The organism is Curtobacterium sp. KBS0715 (genome assembly GCF_005938005.2).
Classification (GTDB): domain Bacteria; phylum Actinomycetota; class Actinomycetes; order Actinomycetales; family Microbacteriaceae; genus Curtobacterium; species Curtobacterium flaccumfaciens.
Window position 1 is genome coordinate 3224048 of record NZ_VCCA02000001.1, and the last position, 16772, is coordinate 3240819.

The following is a 16772-nucleotide window of genomic DNA, read 5'->3' on the forward strand; positions in this document are numbered from 1 at the left end:
ATCGTGGCTAGGCTCGAACCGTGCAGCCCGTCACACTCCGCACCGATCGACTGGTGCTCTCGGCCCCCGAGCTCGGCGACGCCGACGACGTGGTGGCCTACGCCAACGACCCGGACGTGATCGCGTACACCCCGGTGCCGGTGCCGTACGGGCATGCTGAGGCACGGTACTGGATCACGGACGTCGTCGCGGCCGGCTGGGCGGCGGACAGCCGGTACGAGTTCGGGATCCGGCGCGCGGACGACCTCCGGCTGCTCGGCACGGTCGGCCTGTTCGCCTTCGCCGACGGGGCCGCCGAGATCGGGTACGCCATGCACCCGGACGGTCGCGGCTCCGGCATCATGACCGAGGCCGCCGAGCGCGTGCTGCACTGGGCCTTCGCCGGAGAGCCCGAGGGACTCGGTCTCCTCCGGGTCCAGTGGCGCGCGATCGCCACGAACACCGCGTCGGCCGCGGTCGCCCAACGGCTCGGTCTGCGGTTCGAAGGACGTACCCGGTCGAGTGTGCTGCACCGCGGCAGCCGGCACGACCAGTTGCTCGCCGCCGCGCTGCACGATGACGATCGGTCCGCCGCGACGGTCTGGCCGGCGTCGTGACCGTCTCGTTCCGGGTCGTGACGGACCTGCCGGTTCCGCCGGAGCGCGCCTTCGCGCTGTCGCTCGACATCGGCGCGCACGAGCGATCGATGGCCGCGACCGACGAACGCGCCGTCGCCGGCACGACGGCCGGCACGATCGGCCTGGGCGAGACCGTCACCTGGCGCGCGCGGCACTTCGGGATCGTCTGGCGGATGACGAGCGAGATCACCGACCTGGAGGCCCCTCACCGGTTCGTCGACGAACAGGTGCGTGGGCCGTTCGCCCGGTTCCACCACGAGCACCGCTTCGAGCCGTCGGCCGGCGGCACGCGCATGGTCGACACCATCACGTTCCGCGCGCCGCTCGGCCCGCTGGGCCGCCTGGCCGAGGTGCTCGCGCTGGCCCGGTACATGCCGCGGCTCATCGCCGACCGTAATGCCTCGCTCGCCGCCGAACTGCGTGCCGAGCAGCGCGCCGGATCCCACGGCGATCAGGGCGCAGCGAGCTCCCCCAGCGCGTCGTAGGCGGCGGCGACGGCGTCGACCCGCACCCGGCCACCCGGGCCCGAGGCGTCGTAGACGTCGTTCGTGATCGCGGCGACGACGGCGAACAGCGCGGCCATCGAGTCGAACGCCGACGGCGAGTCGACCGGGCAGAGGATCGCGGTGGCCGCAGGGGCGGCGATGACCGCGGCCGTCGGGTCGCCGAGGACGATGACGTCGGCCCCGGAGTCGACGCAGTGCCGGACGATCCGCTCCACCCCGGCGGTGTGCCGACGCACGGTCACCAGGACCACGAGGTCGTGCCGGTCGAGGTCGGCGACCTCTTCCCCGAGCCGCTGCCCGGGCGACGGACCGACCCGGACGTCGGACCGCACCTGCGCCAGCTGGGACCGCAGTTGCAGCGCGATCGGGTAGGCGCCGCGCTCACCGAGGACGAGCACACGGCGGGCACGGACGATCCGACGGGCCAGCCGCGGGCGGTCCGCTCGACCCAGGGACGCGAAGGCCGCGTCGATGTTGCGCGCCTCGACCGCGCGCTGGTCGACGTGGGCAGCGTCCTCGGCGACCCACGGCAGGCCCGAGCCCCGTGCGGACATCAGGTTCTGCCGGACCTCGGCGGCGTCCTGGAACCCCAGCGACCGCACGAGTCGCGAGACGGTGGCCTTCGAGGTGCCCGACTCGGCCGCGAGTTCGGCGGAGGTGCCGACGAGCAGGAGTTCCGGGTCGTGGCGGACCATGGCGGCGACGCGTCGTTCGGCGGGCGAGAGCTGTTCCCAGACGGAGTCGATCCGGGCGCGGACGTCGGGGCCGGCGGTGCTCATGCGCGGGCCACCCGGTCGACGGCGACGGCCAGGGCGTCGAGGCCGAGGGCGATGTCCGGCGTCGACACGAACTCGTCCGGGTGGTGGCTGATGCCGTCGGGGTTGCGGAGGAACAGCATCGCCACGTCGGTCACGAGCCCGAGCGACATCGCGTCGTGGCCGGCTCGTGAGAACAGCTCCATGGGCGCGGTCTCGCCCGTCGACGCGATCCCGGCGCGGACGGCGTCCATCAGCCGGGGCGCGCAGAACACCGCGGGCGCACGGTGCACCTCGGTCGGGGTGACGCTCACCCCGCGCCGTTCACCGATGAGCGTGAAGGCCTTGGTGAGTTCGTCCCAGACCTCGTCGCGCTCGTCGTCGAACTCGCCGCGCAGGTCGACGGAGAACCGTGCGAGCCCGGGGACGACGTTGACGGCTCCGGGTTCGACGGTCATCGTGCCGACGGTGCCGACCTGGTGCGAGGCCCGGCAGATGCGTTCCACCGCGAGCGCAGCCTCGGCGGCGGCGAGCAGGGCGTCGTGCCGGCGCTCGTAGGGGGTGCCCCCGGCGTGCCGGGCCTCTCCCACGGCCTCGACCGAGAACCGGCGGGCACTCGCGATGCTCGTGACGACCCCGAGGGCCTGCCCGGCCTGTTCGAGGTGCGGCCCCTGCTCGATGTGCGCTTCGAGGTAGCCGACCACCGAGGCCGGGTCGACCGCGGCGTCACCGACGCGGTCCGGATCGAGGCCGAAGTCGGTGAAGGCCTGCCGGAGCGTGACGCCGTCGCCGTCGGCCAGGTCCCACCAGGCGTCGTCCCAGACGCCGGCCACGGCGGACGAACCGAGCAGGGCCTTGCCGAAGCGCGTGCCCTCTTCGTCGGAGAACGCGATGACCTCGAGCGCGACGGGCAGCGGACCGTCGGCGGTGAGCCGGGCGGCGGTGCGGATGGCCATGAGCACCCCGACGACGCCGTCGTACCGGCCGGCGTCCACCACGGTGTCCAGGTGCGAGCCGAGCAGCAGCACGGGCGCGTCGGGCGTCGCGCCCGCGGCCCGGCCGTGCAGGTTGCCGGCGGCGTCCTGCCAGGTGGAGAGTCCGGCGTCCTGCATCCAACCCGCGACGAGGGCGTTCGCCCGGGCGTGCTCGGGTGACAGGTAGACACGGGTGATGCGGCCGGGTTCTGCGCTGAGGGCGGCGAGCTCGTCGCACCAGCGGGCGACGAGTTCGGCGTCCGCGGTGCCCACGGCGGTGGCGTTCAGGACGGGCACGGCGCTCACGCGAGCACCTCGGCCCGGGCGGGAGCGACCGCGGCGGTGTCGTCGCGGTAGACGTCGAGTGCGGCATCGACACCGCCGCCGTGCGGGACCGCGTGCCCGGCCCGACGCAGGGTGTGCTCGAGCGCGGCCAGGGTCGTGACGACGGTGTCCTTCCGGGCGTTGTAGCCCATCGTGCCGATGCGCCAGACCCGTCCGTGCAGCGGCCCGAACGAGGTGCCGATCTCGATCCCGTGGTCGTCGAGCATCGCGCCGCGGACCTGGTCGCCGACGACGTCGGACGGGATCTCGACGGCGACGACGTTGTGCATCTTGTGGGCGACGTCACCGAAGACCCGGAGTCCGAGTGCCTGCACCCCGGCGAGCATCGCCCGACCGGCGGTCTCGTGGCGGGCGACGACGGCGTCGCGGCCTTCCTCGAGCAGGATGCGGGCGCACTCGTGGGCCGCGTAGAGCATCGAAGCGGCCTCGGTGTGGTGGTTCAGGCGGCGGGGGCCCCAGTAGTCGAGGATCATCGCGAGGTCGAGGTAGTTCGACCGGATCGGTTCGTCGGCGACGTCGTCACCGGGTTCGCGGATGCCGGCCTCGACACTCCGCCGCTCGTCGAGCACGGCCACGGCCCCCGGCGACAGCGTGACGGGTGCGCTGCCGGACGGGCCGCCGAGGCACTTCTGCAGCCCGGCGCTGACGGCGTCGATCCCCCAGGCGTCGACCTCGAGCGGGTTGCCGCCGACCGTCGCCGTGGCGTCGGTGTAGAGCAGGACGCCGTACCGCTCGCAGATCGCCCCGAGCTCGTCGAGCGGCTGGTTCATCGTGGTCGAGGTGTCACCCTGCACGACCGCCAGCACTTTCGGACGGACGCGGGCGATCGCCGACTCGATGGCGGACGGTGTGAAGACCTGGCCCCAGTCGGTCTCGATCGTGTGGACCTCGGCACCCGCACGGCCGGCGATCTCGGCGAGCAGGTGCCCGAACCGGCCGAACACCGGTACGAGCACGCGGTCACCCGGGGCGAGCAGTGACACCAGCACCGCTTCGATCCCCGCGCGCGAGGTGCCGTCCACGAGGAGCGTCGCGTCGTTGCGGGTGCGGAACACGCGGCGGTAGAGCGCCTGCGTCTCGTTCATCGTGGCGGTCATCCACGGGTCGTACTGGCCGACGAGCGGCGTCGACAGCGCACGGAGCACGCGCGGGTCGGCGTCGATCGGACCGGGCCCCATGAGGAGACGGGCGGGTGGGTTCACTGGGAGCATGCTGGTTCCTTCCGTTCCTGATCCGACGATACCGGAACGATCGTTACAGGGGTGTTTCCGCCGCGAGCACGGGCCGTCCGGCCAGCTGCCCCTCGACGCCGACCACACCGCCGTCCGCCGTGGCGATGCGACGGCCGCGGAGCCAGGTCTCGGTGACGCTGCCGCGCACGCGGAGCCCGTCGAACGCGGACACCGGGTTGCGGTGCTCGAGCCCGGCGACGTCGACGACGGACTCGGCGGACGGGTCGAACACGGCGAAGTGCGCCAGGGCACCGGGAGCGATCACCCCGCGGTCGCGCAGCCCGACCAGGGCGGCCGGACCGGTCGTGAACAGCGGCAGCAGCGCCTCGAGCGGGATCCCTCGGCGCTCGGCCTCGGTCCACACCGCCCGGAACCCGACCTGCAGGCCGGCGACCCCGCCCCAGGCCAGACCCCAGTCGTCGGTCTTCAGGTCGGCGGTGGAGGGCGAGTGGTCCGACACGACGAGGTCGATCGTGCCGTCGAGCACGCCCGCCCACAGCGCGTCGCGGTTGGCGTCGTCGCGGATCGGTGGGCAGCACTTGTAGGCGGTCGCACCGTCCGGGATCGTGCCCGCCTCGAACGACAGGTAGTGCGGGCAGGTCTCGACCGTGATCCGGACGCCGTCGTCCTTCGCGGCACGGAGCATCGGCAGCGCACCCGCGTCGGACAGGTGCAGCACGTGCACCCGCGCACCGGTCGCCCGCGCGCCGTCGATGACCTGCGCGATCGCGGACCGTTCGGCTGCGACGGGCCGGGTGGCCAGGAAGTCGGCGTACCGGCCACCGAGCGCCCGGTGCGGCACGAGGTGCTCCGGGTCTTCGGCGTGCACGATCAGCAGGGCGTCGATCCGGGCGACCTCGGCGATCGCGGCTCGGAGCTGCTCGGGGTCGAGGTGCGGGAACTCGTCGACACCGCTCGGCGCCGTGAAGCACTTGAACCCGAAGACGCCGGCATCGTGCAGGGTGTCGAGCGACCCGAGACTCGCGGGGACCGCGCCACCCCAGAACCCGACGTCGACCGCCACCCGGCCCTCGGCACTCGCACGCTTGACGGCGAGCGCCTCGACCGTGGTCGTCGCGGGGATCGAGTTGAGCGGCATGTCCACGATCGTGGTGACCCCGCCCATCGCAGCTGCCCGGGTCGCGGACGCGAAGCCCTCCCACTCGGTGCGGCCGGGCTCGTTGACGTGCACGTGGGTGTCGACGAGTCCGGGGAGCAGCACTTGCCCGTCCGGCACGGTGTGGTCCTGCACGGCGTCGACGACCGCGTCGACGGGCAGGACGCCGGTGATGCGGCCGTCGTGGACGACGACCGCGGCCGGGCGGAAGGCGCCGTCGGCCCAGGCTCGCTGCGCGCGGACGACCAGGTCCGCCGTGTCGCCCGCCGCAAGGCCCGTCATGCGCCCGCCCCGGCCGTCGCGACCTGTGCCGGGTGGCGTTCGAAGCCCGCCAGCAGCCCCGACATCGCCTTCACCGGCGGCAGGGCGTACTCGCCGCGCTTGCCCGTGGACAACCCGAGCCGGACGAGCGACTCCGCCAGGACCGTGGCCGCCGCGACACCGTCGACGACCGGTGCCCCGATCGCCAGCGAGACCTCGGCGCAGAAGTCGGCCATGCCCGCGCACCCGAGCACGACGGCGTCGGCTCCCCCGTCGATGACCGCTCGGCACTCATCGATCACGAGCGCACGGGCACCGGACTCGGGGTCGTCGAGCTCGAGCACCGGGACCTCGCACGCCCGGATCTCCGTGACGAGCGGGGCGAAGCCGTAACGCTCGGCGAGCTCGTGGGCGCGGCCGGTCGTGCGCGCCAGGGTGGTGACGACACCGAACCGGCGGCCGAGCATCGCGGCGGCGTGGAACCCGGCCTCGGCGATCCCGATCACCGGCACCGTCGCGAGCTCCCGCGCGGCGTCGAGCCCCGGGTCCCCGAAGCAGGCCACGACGAAGGCGTCCACCCCGTCCTGCTCGCCGCGGGCGATCTGCTCGAGCAACCCGGGCACGGCCAGGGCCTCTTCGTAGTGGCTCTCGATCGAGGCCGGCCCCATCGTGGGCTCGACCGGTTCGATCAGCGTGCCGGGAGCGGCGACGGCACGGGCGGCGACGCCGATCGCCCGCGTCATCGACGCGGTGGTGTTGGGGTTGACGACGCGGATGCGCATCGGGGTCCTTCCGGTGGAGCGAGTGGAGCCGTGGAACGGGTGACGCCGGGTGGTGACCATCGTGGCGGGGGGCGGGGCGGGCCTCCCGGCCGTGTCTCGGATCTGTGGACGACCGAGCGCCGCGACCCGCCCTGTGGAGGACGGGCTGCGACGCCGGCGGTCAGGCGCGACCGACGGCCGCGCCGTCGTCGACCGTCGGGTCGTCCGCGTCGAGCACGGGCATGCTCGGCCGGGCACGCTCGAGCGCCCAGAAGACGACGAGACCCAGGCCGCACCCGATGAACCAGCTGTAGCTCGCCAGCCACGGCAGCACGCCCAGTGCCGGGGGCAGGACCGCGCTCGCGACCGAGACCGCGCCGGTGACCACGAGGGTCCAGATGGCGTTCGGGTTGAACCCGCCGCGGTACCAGTACCGGGCGGTGCGGCTCGTGGAGTACATGTCGTCGATCGCGATGCGCTGCTTGCCGACGATGTAGTAGCCCGCGATGAGGATGCCGAACAGCGGGCCGATCAGCGCACCGAGCACCCCGAGCGTGTACAGGATCGCCTGGTCGTTGCCGTACCAGTTCCACGGGGTGAGGAGCACCGAGCCGACCGCGGCGATCATGCCACCGGCCCGCCACGAGATCTTCCGGGGTGCCACGTTCGAGAAGTCGAACGCGGGGCTGATGAAGTTCGCCACGATGTTGATGCCGACGGTCGCGGTGACGAACGTCAGGCCGCCGAGCAGGATCGCGAACGGCGCACCGATGGCCTGCACGGTCTCGATCGGGTCGGTGATGAGCTTGCCGAACACCGGCACCGTCGCACTGGCGCAGAGCACCGTCAGGACCGAGAAGAACAGGAAGTTGATCGGCAGCCCCCAGAAGTTGCCGCGCTTGACCGCGCGGAACGACCGGCCGTAGCGCGAGAAGTCCCCGAAGTTCAGCATCGGGCCCGAGAAGTAGCTGACCACCAGGGCGACCGCCGACAGCATCACCGGGATCGATGCCCCGAAGGACAGCGGCTCGCCGACCGACAGCGTGAACGAGATGTTGCCGATGCCCGCCTGGCTGACCAGGTAGACCGCGAGCGCGATCATCACCACGTAGACCGCCGGTCCGGCCCAGTCGATGAACCGCTTGATGGCCTCCATGCCCATCCAGAACAGCGCGCCCTGCGCCACCCACAGGATCGCGTACGAGATCCACCCCAGTGCCGACAGCCCGAGGAACGAGTGGTCGAGCAGCCCCGCCGACGCCGGGATGAACTTGAGGAAGATGATGTTCAGCGACTGGGCGGCGAGGAAGGTCTGCACGCCGTACCAGGCCATCGCGATGAGGCCGCGGATGATGGCGGGGACGTTCGCGCCGAGCACCCCGAACACCGCGCGGTTGATCACCGGGTACGGCACACCGGTGCGCTGCGACGGCTTGGCGACCAGGTTGGCGAAGACCTGCACGATGAGGATGCCGACCACCAGGGCGATGAGCACCTGCCAGCTCGCGATGCCGAGGGCGAAGAGTGACCCGGCGGTGACGTAGCCGCCGACGGAGTGCACGTCGGACATCCAGAACGCGAAGAAGTTGTAGCTCGTCCAGCGCTGCTCGCGCAGCGGGGCGAGGTCCTCGTTCGTGAGCGCCGGGTCGTACCCGGGCTTGACGACACCGGCACCCGCTGGGGCGGGAGCGGCGGTCGTGGTGGGGGCGTGGGGCGCGGCGACTGGTGTCGCGATGTCGGTAGCCATGGCGTCCTCCGAGGGAGTGGGAAGCGGGGCGGTGCGTGCTTGAGCACGAAGCTACGGAGCGACTTCGCCCCCGCCGTTTCCCTCGTGTAACGGTCGTGTGTCCCGCACCCCGTCCTGGAACGACCGTTCCGGAACCGGGCAGGAGGCCCGCGCTGCGGCTTGCCGCATCGATGGGCACCGACCCCGCACGGACGCCGCACGGAGCCGAGGGACGGTGACCGCCGGTGGTACGAATCGACCATGAGCAGGGGAATCAGGATCGACCACGTGGGCGTCACGGTGCCGGACATCGACGCAGCCACGCAGTTCTTCGAGGCGGCGTTCGACGCCGTCGTCCTGTACGACATGCGGCGACGTGACGAGACGCCGAACAGCAGTTCCGAGGCGCACGGCTACCTCGGCATCCCGAGCACCATGGCGCAGGGGGCCATGCGGATGCTCGCGCTGCCGGAGGGGCCGGGGCTCGAGCTGTTCGAGTACCTGGGGCCCGAGCAGCGGAACGCCGCACACCCGTCCGACCTGGGGTGGCAGCACCTGGCGATGTACGCCGACGACCTGGACGAGACGCTCGCCCGGGTCGAGGCGGCCGGCGGTACCCGGAACTCCGACCCGCGCGAGCTGCGTGGTGACGAGGCGGGGGCCGGCAACCGCTTCGTGTACACCCGCACGCCGTGGGGGTCGACGCTCGAGCTCGTCAGCTACCCGACGCCGCAGCCGTACCTGGTGTACGCGCCGCGGCCGAAGTGGGCGCCGTGGCCGATGCCGGACGACGTCTACCCGGTGCCGGCACCCGCCGTGCACTGACGACCGACCGCCGCACCGACCGACCGACCGACCGACCAGCCAACCGACCGACCACCGCACCGACCGACGGACCGCGCCTCAGTGCCGGGGCACCTGCCCCGTCCGCCGCACGGCCCGTTCGAGCAGTTCGACGTCGATCCCGACGTGCTGCCGGGCGATCACGCCTGCCTCGGGCGCCCGCCCCGAACACACCGCGTCCACCAGCGACTCGTGCTCGTGGAGCGCGCGGGTCTCCATCTCCGCCATGCCCTCGGCCGTGCCCCACAGGTGCGCCGGAGCGGCGATGGAGATCTGTGCCTCCAACCCGGCGAGCGCCGTCCGCAGGGCGTCGTTCCGCGCGGCGTCGATGATCGTCCGGTGCAGCACGGCGTCGGCCTGCTGCTTCTCGAGACCCGAGGTGGCGTCTCGGAACCCCTCGAGCCGTGCACGGATCAGGGCGGCGTCGTCCGGGGTCACCCGTTCCGCGGCGGCCGTCGCGAGCGCCCCGTGCAGCAGCGCGATGGCGTCGGCGGTGTCCTGGATCGCCTCCCACCGGGCGAGCAGCACCCGCCCGACGGCGTCCGATGAGCTGTCCGGCCACTCGGTGCGGACGAACGTGCCACCGCCCCGGCCTCGACGGGTCTCGAGCAGCCCCCGTTCGACGAGCCGGGCGATCGCGCCCCGCACGGTGACCCGGGCGACGCCGAGCAGGCCGGCGAGTTCGCGTTCCGGCGGCAGGTTCGCGCCGGGCAGGTACTCGCCCACGGCGACGGCGGTCACGAGGCGGTCCTCGACCTCGTCGACGCGCGTCTCGGTCGCACGATCGGACACACGGACCCCCTTCGCGGTGTTACGACCACGTTAAGGCAGCAGAAAAGGTATTGCGTGGGACCTTTTTCCGCTCCATGCTGACCCCCATGTCCAGCATCACCGAATCCACGATGCCGTTCCGCGACGGCGAGACCTGGTACCGGGTCACCACGCCCGACACCCCGGTCGCCGGCGCGCTGCCCCTCGTCGTCCTGCACGGCGGGCCCGGCATGGCCCACGACTACCTCCGGAACCTCGCGGCCCTGGCCGACGAGACCGGCCGGACCGTCGTCCACCACGACCAGTTCGGCTGCGGCCGGAGCAGCCACCGCCCGGACGCCCCGGTCGACACCTGGCAGCCGCAGCTGTTCGTCGACGAGTACGCCGCCCTGGTCGAGCGCCTCGGGCTCGGCGACCACCACGTCCTCGGGCAGTCGTGGGGCGGCATGCTCGGCGCCGAGATCGCGGTGCAGCAGCCCGCTGGCCTCCGCTCGCTGGCGATCTGCAACTCGCCCGCGTCGATGCAGCTCTGGGTCGACGGCGCCGCCGAGCTCCGCGCGCAGCTGCCCGCCGACGTGCAGGACGCCCTGACCCGGCACGAGACGGCCGGCACCGTCGACGACCCCGAGTACCTGGCGGCGACGCAGGTCTTCTACGAGCGGCACGTCTGCCGCGTGGTCCCGAGCCATCCGGACTTCGTCGACTCCGAGGAGCAGATGGAGCGCGAGCCGACGGTCTACCACACGATGAACGGCCCGAACGAGTTCCACGTCATCGGCACGATGCGCGACTGGACCATCGTCGACCGGCTCGACCGCATCGCCGTGCCGACGCTCGTCGTCGCCGGCGAGCACGACGAGGCCACCCCCGCCACGTGGGCCCCGTTCGTCGAGCGGATCGCCGACGTCCGGCAGCACGTCTTCCCCGGTGCGAGCCACTGCTCGCACCTGGAGCAGCCGGCGGAGTTCCGCCGGGTCGTCGCGATCTTCCTGGCCGCGCACGACGACGCCTGACCCGGCCACCTTCGGTCTGGAGGCGCGGGACAGGCCCGCCCCGCGCCTCCAGATCGGAAGTCCCCACCCCCACGGCCGCACCCGCTTTCCCGACGACACCACCCGCTCCCCTTCCCCCAGCACCGCCCCCTGCACCCGTCCCTCCACCCGAAACGGAACCCGACATGTCGCAGCAGCACAGTGAGCTCTCCGCACAGCAGCAGCTCGAGGCCTACGGCTACAAGCAGGAGCTCAAGCGCTCCGTCTCCACCACCGACCTGCTCATCTACGGCCTGGTCTTCATGGTCCCGATCGCCCCGTGGGCGATCTTCGGGACCGTCTACAACGCCTCCAGCGGCATGGTGCCGCTGGTGTACCTCGTCGGCCTCGTCGCGATGATCTTCACCGCCCTGGCCTATGCGCAGATGGCGAAGTCGATCCCCCTCGCCGGCAGCGTGTTCTCGTACGTCGGCCGCGGCATCCACCCCACCGCCGGGTTCGTCGCCGGTTGGGCGATCCTGCTCGACTACCTGCTCGTCCCGACGCTGCTCTACGTGTTCGCCGCCGAGAGCATGGTCGGCATCTTCCCGGGCACGCCCCGCTGGCTGTGGGCGCTCGTGTTCGTCGCGATCAACACCGTCATCAACCTGGCCGGGGTGTCCTCGCTCAAGCTCGCGAACCGCATCTTCCTGCTCATCGAGCTCGTCTTCGTCGCGATCTTCGTCGTCATCGCGATCGTCGCGCTGACCGGTGGCACGATCCCCGACGCGTCGTTCGGCACCGAGCAGATCTGGGACCCCGCCAAGGTGTCGGCGCCGCTCATCGCCTCGGCCCTGTCGATCGCGGTGCTGAGCTTCCTGGGCTTCGACGGCATCTCGACGCTGTCGGAGGAGTCCACCGGCCGTCGTGGCGGAGCGGGCACGGCGATGATCCTGGCGCTCGTCATCGTGGCGTTCCTGTTCATCCTGCAGACCTGGCTCGCGTCCGCCCTGGCCGCGGGGCGGGACTCGTTCTCGGACAGCGAGGCCGGCAACGCCTTCTTCACCATCGTCGAGCAGGCCTCCTCGAGCGGCTGGGCGACCGCGTTCTTCGCCGTCAACGTGCTCGCCGTCGGCATCGCGAACGCCATGGCCGCACAGGCCGCGACGAGCCGCCTGCTCTTCTCGATGAGCCGCGACCGTCAGCTGCCCGCGTTCCTGCACAAGCTCAACGGGCGCCAGGTGCCGCAGAACGCGATCATCGTCGTCTCGGTGCTCTCCGCGATCCTGGTGCTGTTCTTCGTCGGGCAGATCGACACGATCTCGTCACTCGTGAACTTCGGCGCGCTGTTCGGCTTCATGCTCCTGCACGTGTCCGTCTTCGTGCACCACGTCATCAGGGGGAAGTCGCGCAACTGGCTGCTGCACCTGGTCGTGCCGCTGATCGGGTTCCTGATCATCGGGTACGTCCTGCTCAACGCCGCGGTCGAGGCGAAGGTCGGCGGGATCATCTGGCTGATCGTCGGCGCGGCCGTGTTCCTGTACTACCGACGCACCGGCCGTTCCACCGAGGTCGGCTCCGAAGCAGAACCGACGACGGAGGACGCACGATGACCGCGGACCACTTCCTGCCGAACACCCTCGGCCGCCCCGGGTTCTCCGCAGACCGGGAGCCCGTGCTGCGGGTCCGCCCCGGCACCGGCGAGACCATCGGCTTCGAGACCACCGACGCCGTCTACGCCGAACTCGACCAGCACCACGACATGGCGCAGCTGCAGGCACCGATCAACCCGGTGACCGGCCCGGTGTTCGTCGAGGGGGCGGAACCCGGCGACACCCTCGTGGTGACCATCCACGCCATCGAGCTGACCACGCACGGCTGGTCGGTGTCGCTGCCCGGCTCCGGGGCCCTGCAGCACGTGATGGGCGACCGGGTCTTCGCCCGCCGCTGCCCGATCTCGGACGGCTCGGTGCAGGTGTCCGACCGGCACCGGTTCCCCGTCCGGCCGATGATCGGGTGCATCGGGACGGCCCCGGCCGAGGGCGAGAACTCGACGATCATGCCGGCCTACCCGGAGGGCGGCAACATGGACGTCACCGAGGCCCGCCCCGGCTCGACGGTGTCCCTGCCCGTCCGGGTCCCCGGTGCGCTGCTGTCGATCGGCGACATCCACGCGCTCATGGCCGAGGGCGAGTCGTCGTTCGTCGCCATCGAGGCCCAGGGCACCGCGATCGTCTCCGTCGACCTGGTGAAGGGCGGTCCGGTGCTCCGGGCACCCCGCATCGAGACCGCCGACGACTGGCTGTTCGTCGGCCTCGGCGACCCCGTGCAGGAGAGCGTCCGGCGCGGGTACGAGGACGCCTTCGCGTTCCTGGTCGACGAGCACGGCTGGACCGCCGAGGACGCCTACGCGGTGCTCAGCGCGGTCGGTGACTCGAAGCTCGGCGGGCCGACCGGCTCCACCGCCCCGGACCCGCTGCACCCCTTCGCCGCCGTCGGCGCGGTCACCCTGCACCGGGTGCCGAAGGCGGTGCTGTGAGGGTTCGCTGATGCGGGTTCCCGGGACGGCAGCCGTGCCGGGAACCTGCACAGGCATGTGCACGATGATGGGCGCATGCACGACACCATCCGCTACGTCGCGATCGGCGACAGCTTCTCGGAGGGCATCGGCGACGCCGGACCCGCTCCGTTCCCCGGCTGGACCGGACGGCTCGCGAGCGCGATGGCGGGAGCCTCGGACGCCCACGTCTCGTACGCGAACCTCGCCGTCCGCGGACGACTGCTCGCCGGGGTCCTCGACGGCCAGCTCGGGGCCGCACTCGCGCTCGACCCGGCGCCGACCCTGATCACCTTCTGCGCCGGCGGCAACGACCTGCTGCGCCCGCGCTTCGACGTGGACGCGCTGATCGGGCTCGTCGAGGCCGCCGCCGACCGCGTCGAGGCCACCGGGGCACGCCTGGCGCTCCTCAGCCCGGCCGACCCGAGCGCCCGTCTGCCCCTCGGTTCCCTGATCAACCGCCGCGGTGACGCCTGGGCCGAAGCGCTCGGCACGCTCGCCCGACGCCGTGGTCTGCCGTTCGTCGACGTCTCGCGCGACCCGCACCTCGGCCGCGCGGAGTTCTGGTCGGACGACCGGCTGCACATGAACGCCACCGGGCACCAGCGCGTCGCGGACCTGGCGCTGCACGCGGTCCTCGACGGCCCCGCACCGGTCGAGCCCGCGGACGTCGGTGCCGCCCGGGCCCGCCTGGGCGAGGAACTCCGCTACTACCGCGAGTACGTCCTGCCGTGGGTGCAGCGTCGGATCACCCGCACGTCGTCGGGCGACGGGCGCTCGGCGACCTACCCGACGTGGACGCCGGTGCGCGGTCGGGACGCGTAGCCCGCGTCAGCCCGCGGAGCCAGCGTCAGCCGGGTCAGCCCGCGACGTACACGCGGGTGGTGACCCCGCTCAGCGCGTGCGCGAACTCGTCGCCCGTCGCCACGAAGCCGCCCGCCTCGTACAGCCGCACCGCCCGGTCGTTGTCGCCGAGCACGTGCAGCACCACGCGGGGGTGTCCGGCAGCCCGGGCGTCGTGCACCGCCTCGGACAGCAGCGACCGTCCGACCCCGCGGGCCTGCACCCCGGGGCGCACCGCGAGCAACGACAGGTAGGCGGCGTCCGCCGGGTCCGTCGACCGCCCGGTGCCGGGTGCCGTCACGAGGACGAAGCCGTCGACCGCACCGTCCGGGCCGGGGGCCACCAACCAGGCGACGTGCTCCGCCGCGAACTTCTGCCGCGCGCGCTCCCGCACCGCCGGGTCCTCGGCGGCACCGTCGCGGGCGGCCACGGCCGCGGCCCACAGGTCGATGCAGCTGTCGGTCTCGTCCGGGCTCGCAGGACGCACGACCACGGACGACTCGATCACCCGATCAGCCTACGACCGCCCGGCTCCCGATCCTGAACGACGCCCCACGGTGCTCGTCGGGCAGCCGGTCCCCGCGGCCGTGCAGCTTCTGGCGGAGCGACCCCGACCCGTACTCCTCCGGGTAGGCCCCGCGGGCACGGAGCTCCGGGATCACGAACTCGATGACGTCCTCCCACGTGCCCGGCGTCACCGCGTACGCCAGGTTGAAGCCGTCGACGTCGGTGAGCTCCTGGATCTCCTGCAGCCGGTCGGCGATGGTCGCTCCCCCGCCGACCGCCACCGGGCCGAGTCCACCGATCGCCGTCTGCCGCGCCAGGTCGCGGATCGTCCACTTCGACCCGTCCTCCCCCGTCGCCGCCGCGATGTTCGCCGCCGCCGACTGGATCGCGTTCGACTCGACGTCACCGAGGGGCTGGTCCGGGTCCCACTGCGACAGGTCGACGCCCATCCAGCCGGAGTTGAGCACCAGCGCACCGAGCTCCGACGCGTACGACAGGTAGTCCTCGTACTTCGCCTGGGCCAGCTCGTCGGTGGCGTCCGTGATCACGGTGAGCAGCGTGTAGACGCGGGCGGCGTACCGGTCGCGACCAGCTGCCTCCAGGGCGTCCCGGACCTTCGCGACGGTCGACGCGAGCTGCTCGAGCGTCGGTGCGCCCACGAAGACCGCTTCCGCGTTCTCCGCGGCGAAGCGGATGCCGCGCGGTGACGCGCCCGCCTGGTAGATGACGGGCGTGCGCTGCACGGACGGCTCCGACAGGTGGATGCCGGGCACGTCGAAGTGCGTGCCGTGGTGCTCGATCGGGTGCACCTTCGCCGGGTCCGTGAAGACGCCGGCTTCGCGGTCGGCGACGACCGCGTCGTCCTCCCACGAGCCCTCCCACAGCTTGTAGAGGACCTCGAGGTACTCGTCCGCCACGTCGTACCGGTCGTCGTGCGACAGCTGGTCGGTCTGGCCCATGTTCCGTGCGGCACTCGGCAGGTACCCGGTGACGACGTTCCAGCCGACCCGGCCCTTGGTCAGGTGGTCGAGCGTCGACATGCGTCGGGCGAACGGGTACGGGTGCTCGTACGCGGTGCCGGCCGTGATGCCGAAGCCCAGGTGCTCGGTCACCGACGCCATCGCCGACACGAGCAGGATCGGGTCGTTCACCGGCACCTGCGACCCCGTGCGGAGCGCGGCCTCGTTCGAGCCGCCGTACACGTCGTAGGTGCCCAGGACGTCGGCGATGAAGATGCCGTCGAACGCCCCGCGCTCGAGCGTCTCCGCCAGGTCGGTCCAGTAGGTCAGGTCGCGGTAGTCCCGCGACCGGTCGCGGGGGTGCCGCCACAGTCCGGAGGACTGGTGCGCGACGCAGTTCATGTCGAACGCGTTGAAGCGGATCTGCCGGTGCTCGCTGCTGGTGGTCACGGGTCGAGACGCTACGTCGGAGACCTCGGACGGTCACGGATCGTGACGAAGCGTGACGGTCGCCGCGCGGTGGCCGGCGGCGGTGCCGACGCGCACTGCACAACCAAAGTCACTCGGAACCGGAAGTTCGCGCGGCGCCGACGCGCTTTGGTTGTGCGGCACGCACGACCCACCCGCGGCTCAGGCGCGGTCGTGGAGCGTGACGTGGTAACCGTCGGGGTCGGCGAACGTGAACGTCCGACCGAACGGACCGTCGATCGGCGCCGAGACGATCCGGTGTCCGTCGGCGACCAGCGCGTCGTGGATCGCCTGCACGTCCGTCGCGTGCAGCCAGATCGCGGCGCCGATGCCGGGCTGCGCCACCGCGTCGAGGTCCGTGCCGGGCGCCAGGTCGCGCAGGGCGAAGGCGATCGGCCTGGTCTCGAACACGACGGCGTGCGGCGGGCCGGCCTGCGAGCGGACGAGACCGAGGTACCGCTCGTAGAACGCCTGCGAGGCATCGAGGTCGCGGGTCTGCAGGGAGATGAAGTCGAGGCCGGTGACGGGCATGTGGTGCTCCTTGGGTATGTGTCAGTCT

17 protein-coding genes are annotated in these 16772 nt (G+C 72.2%); 7 read left to right on the top strand and 10 right to left on the bottom strand.

Annotated elements, in window-relative coordinates; genetic code table 11:
• Positions 1 to 20: 20 nt before the first annotated feature.
• On the top strand, positions 21 to 596 hold the full coding sequence (locus tag FFG40_RS15325; RefSeq protein WP_138803918.1) for a GNAT family N-acetyltransferase: 576 nt from the start codon (positions 21 to 23) through the stop codon (positions 594 to 596).
• Positions 593 to 1102, top strand: coding sequence for an SRPBCC family protein (locus FFG40_RS15330; protein WP_138803919.1), 510 nt, complete (start codon positions 593 to 595; stop codon positions 1100 to 1102). Before FFG40_RS15325 ends, FFG40_RS15330 begins: the two co-directional genes overlap by 4 nt.
• Here FFG40_RS15330 and FFG40_RS15335 read toward each other — a convergent pair.
• From FFG40_RS15335 to FFG40_RS15360, 6 genes are all read right to left on the bottom strand, one after another.
• Complete coding sequence (locus tag FFG40_RS15335; RefSeq protein WP_138803920.1) at positions 1069 to 1902, bottom strand: MurR/RpiR family transcriptional regulator; 834 nt, start codon at positions 1900 to 1902, stop codon at positions 1069 to 1071. The two genes, FFG40_RS15330 and FFG40_RS15335, sit on opposite strands and share 34 nt — an antisense overlap.
• On the bottom strand, positions 1899 to 3158 hold the full coding sequence (locus FFG40_RS15340) for an allantoate amidohydrolase (RefSeq protein WP_138803921.1): 1260 nt from the start codon (positions 3156 to 3158) through the stop codon (positions 1899 to 1901). Before FFG40_RS15340 ends, FFG40_RS15335 begins: the two co-directional genes overlap by 4 nt.
• Entirely contained in the window at positions 3155 to 4408 is a 1254-nt protein-coding gene (locus tag FFG40_RS15345; RefSeq protein WP_138803922.1) for an alanine--glyoxylate aminotransferase family protein, read from the bottom strand. Before FFG40_RS15345 ends, FFG40_RS15340 begins: the two co-directional genes overlap by 4 nt.
• A gap of 43 nt (positions 4409 to 4451) precedes the next feature.
• Positions 4452 to 5828 carry an allantoinase AllB gene (gene allB, locus FFG40_RS15350; RefSeq protein ID WP_138803923.1) on the bottom strand — a complete coding sequence of 459 codons (1377 nt, stop codon included), beginning with the start codon at positions 5826 to 5828 and terminating at the stop codon, positions 4452 to 4454.
• Positions 5825 to 6589, bottom strand: coding sequence for an aspartate/glutamate racemase family protein (locus FFG40_RS15355; protein WP_138803924.1), 765 nt, complete (start codon positions 6587 to 6589; stop codon positions 5825 to 5827). The genes allB and FFG40_RS15355 overlap by 4 nt, the downstream gene beginning before the upstream one ends.
• Positions 6590 to 6749: 160 nt before the next feature.
• Positions 6750 to 8315, bottom strand: coding sequence for an NCS1 family nucleobase:cation symporter-1 (locus tag FFG40_RS15360; RefSeq protein WP_035808813.1), 1566 nt, complete (start codon positions 8313 to 8315; stop codon positions 6750 to 6752).
• A gap of 240 nt (positions 8316 to 8555) precedes the next feature.
• On the opposite strand from FFG40_RS15360, the gene FFG40_RS15365 reads away from it, so the two are divergent.
• Positions 8556 to 9119 carry a VOC family protein gene (locus FFG40_RS15365; RefSeq protein ID WP_138803925.1) on the top strand — a complete coding sequence of 188 codons (564 nt, stop codon included), beginning with the start codon at positions 8556 to 8558 and terminating at the stop codon, positions 9117 to 9119.
• Positions 9120 to 9197: 78 nt separating this feature from the next.
• Here the strand turns inward: FFG40_RS15365 and FFG40_RS15370 are convergent, their stop codons facing one another.
• Positions 9198 to 9929 (bottom strand): FadR/GntR family transcriptional regulator, encoded by a 732-nt coding sequence (locus FFG40_RS15370; protein ID WP_138803926.1) that lies wholly within the window; start codon positions 9927 to 9929, stop codon positions 9198 to 9200.
• 86 nt (positions 9930 to 10015) lie between these two features.
• Here FFG40_RS15370 and FFG40_RS15375 point away from each other — a divergent pair, with 86 nt between their 5' ends.
• The 4 genes from FFG40_RS15375 (at position 10016) to FFG40_RS15390 (ending at position 14261) form a co-directional block, all read left to right on the top strand.
• The gene (locus FFG40_RS15375) at positions 10016 to 10921 is read left to right on the top strand and encodes a proline iminopeptidase-family hydrolase (protein ID WP_260678888.1); all 906 of its coding nucleotides are present in this window, start codon (positions 10016 to 10018) and stop codon (positions 10919 to 10921) included.
• Positions 10922 to 11085: 164 nt separating this feature from the next.
• On the top strand, positions 11086 to 12492 hold the full coding sequence (locus FFG40_RS15380) for an APC family permease (RefSeq protein WP_138803928.1): 1407 nt from the start codon (positions 11086 to 11088) through the stop codon (positions 12490 to 12492).
• The gene (locus FFG40_RS15385; RefSeq protein ID WP_138803929.1) at positions 12489 to 13418 is read left to right on the top strand and encodes an acetamidase/formamidase family protein; all 930 of its coding nucleotides are present in this window, start codon (positions 12489 to 12491) and stop codon (positions 13416 to 13418) included. Before FFG40_RS15380 ends, FFG40_RS15385 begins: the two co-directional genes overlap by 4 nt.
• A 75-nt stretch (positions 13419 to 13493) precedes the next feature.
• Positions 13494 to 14261 (top strand): SGNH/GDSL hydrolase family protein, encoded by a 768-nt coding sequence (locus FFG40_RS15390; protein ID WP_260678889.1) that lies wholly within the window; start codon positions 13494 to 13496, stop codon positions 14259 to 14261.
• A 34-nt stretch (positions 14262 to 14295) separates the two neighbouring features.
• Here the strand turns inward: FFG40_RS15390 and FFG40_RS15395 are convergent, their stop codons facing one another.
• From FFG40_RS15395 to FFG40_RS15405, 3 genes are all read right to left on the bottom strand, one after another.
• Entirely contained in the window at positions 14296 to 14787 is a 492-nt protein-coding gene (locus FFG40_RS15395; RefSeq protein ID WP_138803930.1) for a GNAT family N-acetyltransferase, read from the bottom strand.
• Positions 14788 to 14791: 4 nt separating this feature from the next.
• Positions 14792 to 16195 carry an LLM class flavin-dependent oxidoreductase gene (locus FFG40_RS15400; RefSeq protein WP_221935173.1) on the bottom strand — a complete coding sequence of 468 codons (1404 nt, stop codon included), beginning with the start codon at positions 16193 to 16195 and terminating at the stop codon, positions 14792 to 14794.
• A gap of 180 nt (positions 16196 to 16375) precedes the next feature.
• The gene (locus FFG40_RS15405; protein ID WP_138803931.1) at positions 16376 to 16744 is read right to left on the bottom strand and encodes a VOC family protein; all 369 of its coding nucleotides are present in this window, start codon (positions 16742 to 16744) and stop codon (positions 16376 to 16378) included.
• Positions 16745 to 16772: the final 28 nt, after the last annotated feature.

What these genes read in the sequence shown, in the direction of transcription:
- FFG40_RS15390 (WP_260678889.1), top strand. Translation starts at nt 13,494, where the DNA reads ATGCACGACACCATCCGCTACGTCGCGATCGGCGACAGCTTCTCGGAG.
- FFG40_RS15375 (WP_260678888.1), top strand. Translation starts at nt 10,016, where the DNA reads ATGTCCAGCATCACCGAATCCACGATGCCGTTCCGCGACGGCGAGACC.
- FFG40_RS15345 (WP_138803922.1), bottom strand. Translation starts at nt 4,408, where the DNA reads ATGCTCCCAGTGAACCCACCCGCCCGTCTCCTCATGGGGCCCGGTCCG.
- FFG40_RS15355 (WP_138803924.1), bottom strand. Translation starts at nt 6,589, where the DNA reads ATGCGCATCCGCGTCGTCAACCCCAACACCACCGCGTCGATGACGCGG.
- FFG40_RS15380 (WP_138803928.1), top strand. Translation starts at nt 11,086, where the DNA reads ATGTCGCAGCAGCACAGTGAGCTCTCCGCACAGCAGCAGCTCGAGGCC.
- FFG40_RS15365 (WP_138803925.1), top strand. Translation starts at nt 8,556, where the DNA reads ATGAGCAGGGGAATCAGGATCGACCACGTGGGCGTCACGGTGCCGGAC.
- FFG40_RS15405 (WP_138803931.1), bottom strand. Translation starts at nt 16,744, where the DNA reads ATGCCCGTCACCGGCCTCGACTTCATCTCCCTGCAGACCCGCGACCTC.
- FFG40_RS15335 (WP_138803920.1), bottom strand. Translation starts at nt 1,902, where the DNA reads ATGAGCACCGCCGGCCCCGACGTCCGCGCCCGGATCGACTCCGTCTGG.
- allB (WP_138803923.1), bottom strand. Translation starts at nt 5,828, where the DNA reads ATGACGGGCCTTGCGGCGGGCGACACGGCGGACCTGGTCGTCCGCGCG.
- FFG40_RS15385 (WP_138803929.1), top strand. Translation starts at nt 12,489, where the DNA reads ATGACCGCGGACCACTTCCTGCCGAACACCCTCGGCCGCCCCGGGTTC.
- FFG40_RS15360 (WP_035808813.1), bottom strand. Translation starts at nt 8,315, where the DNA reads ATGGCTACCGACATCGCGACACCAGTCGCCGCGCCCCACGCCCCCACC.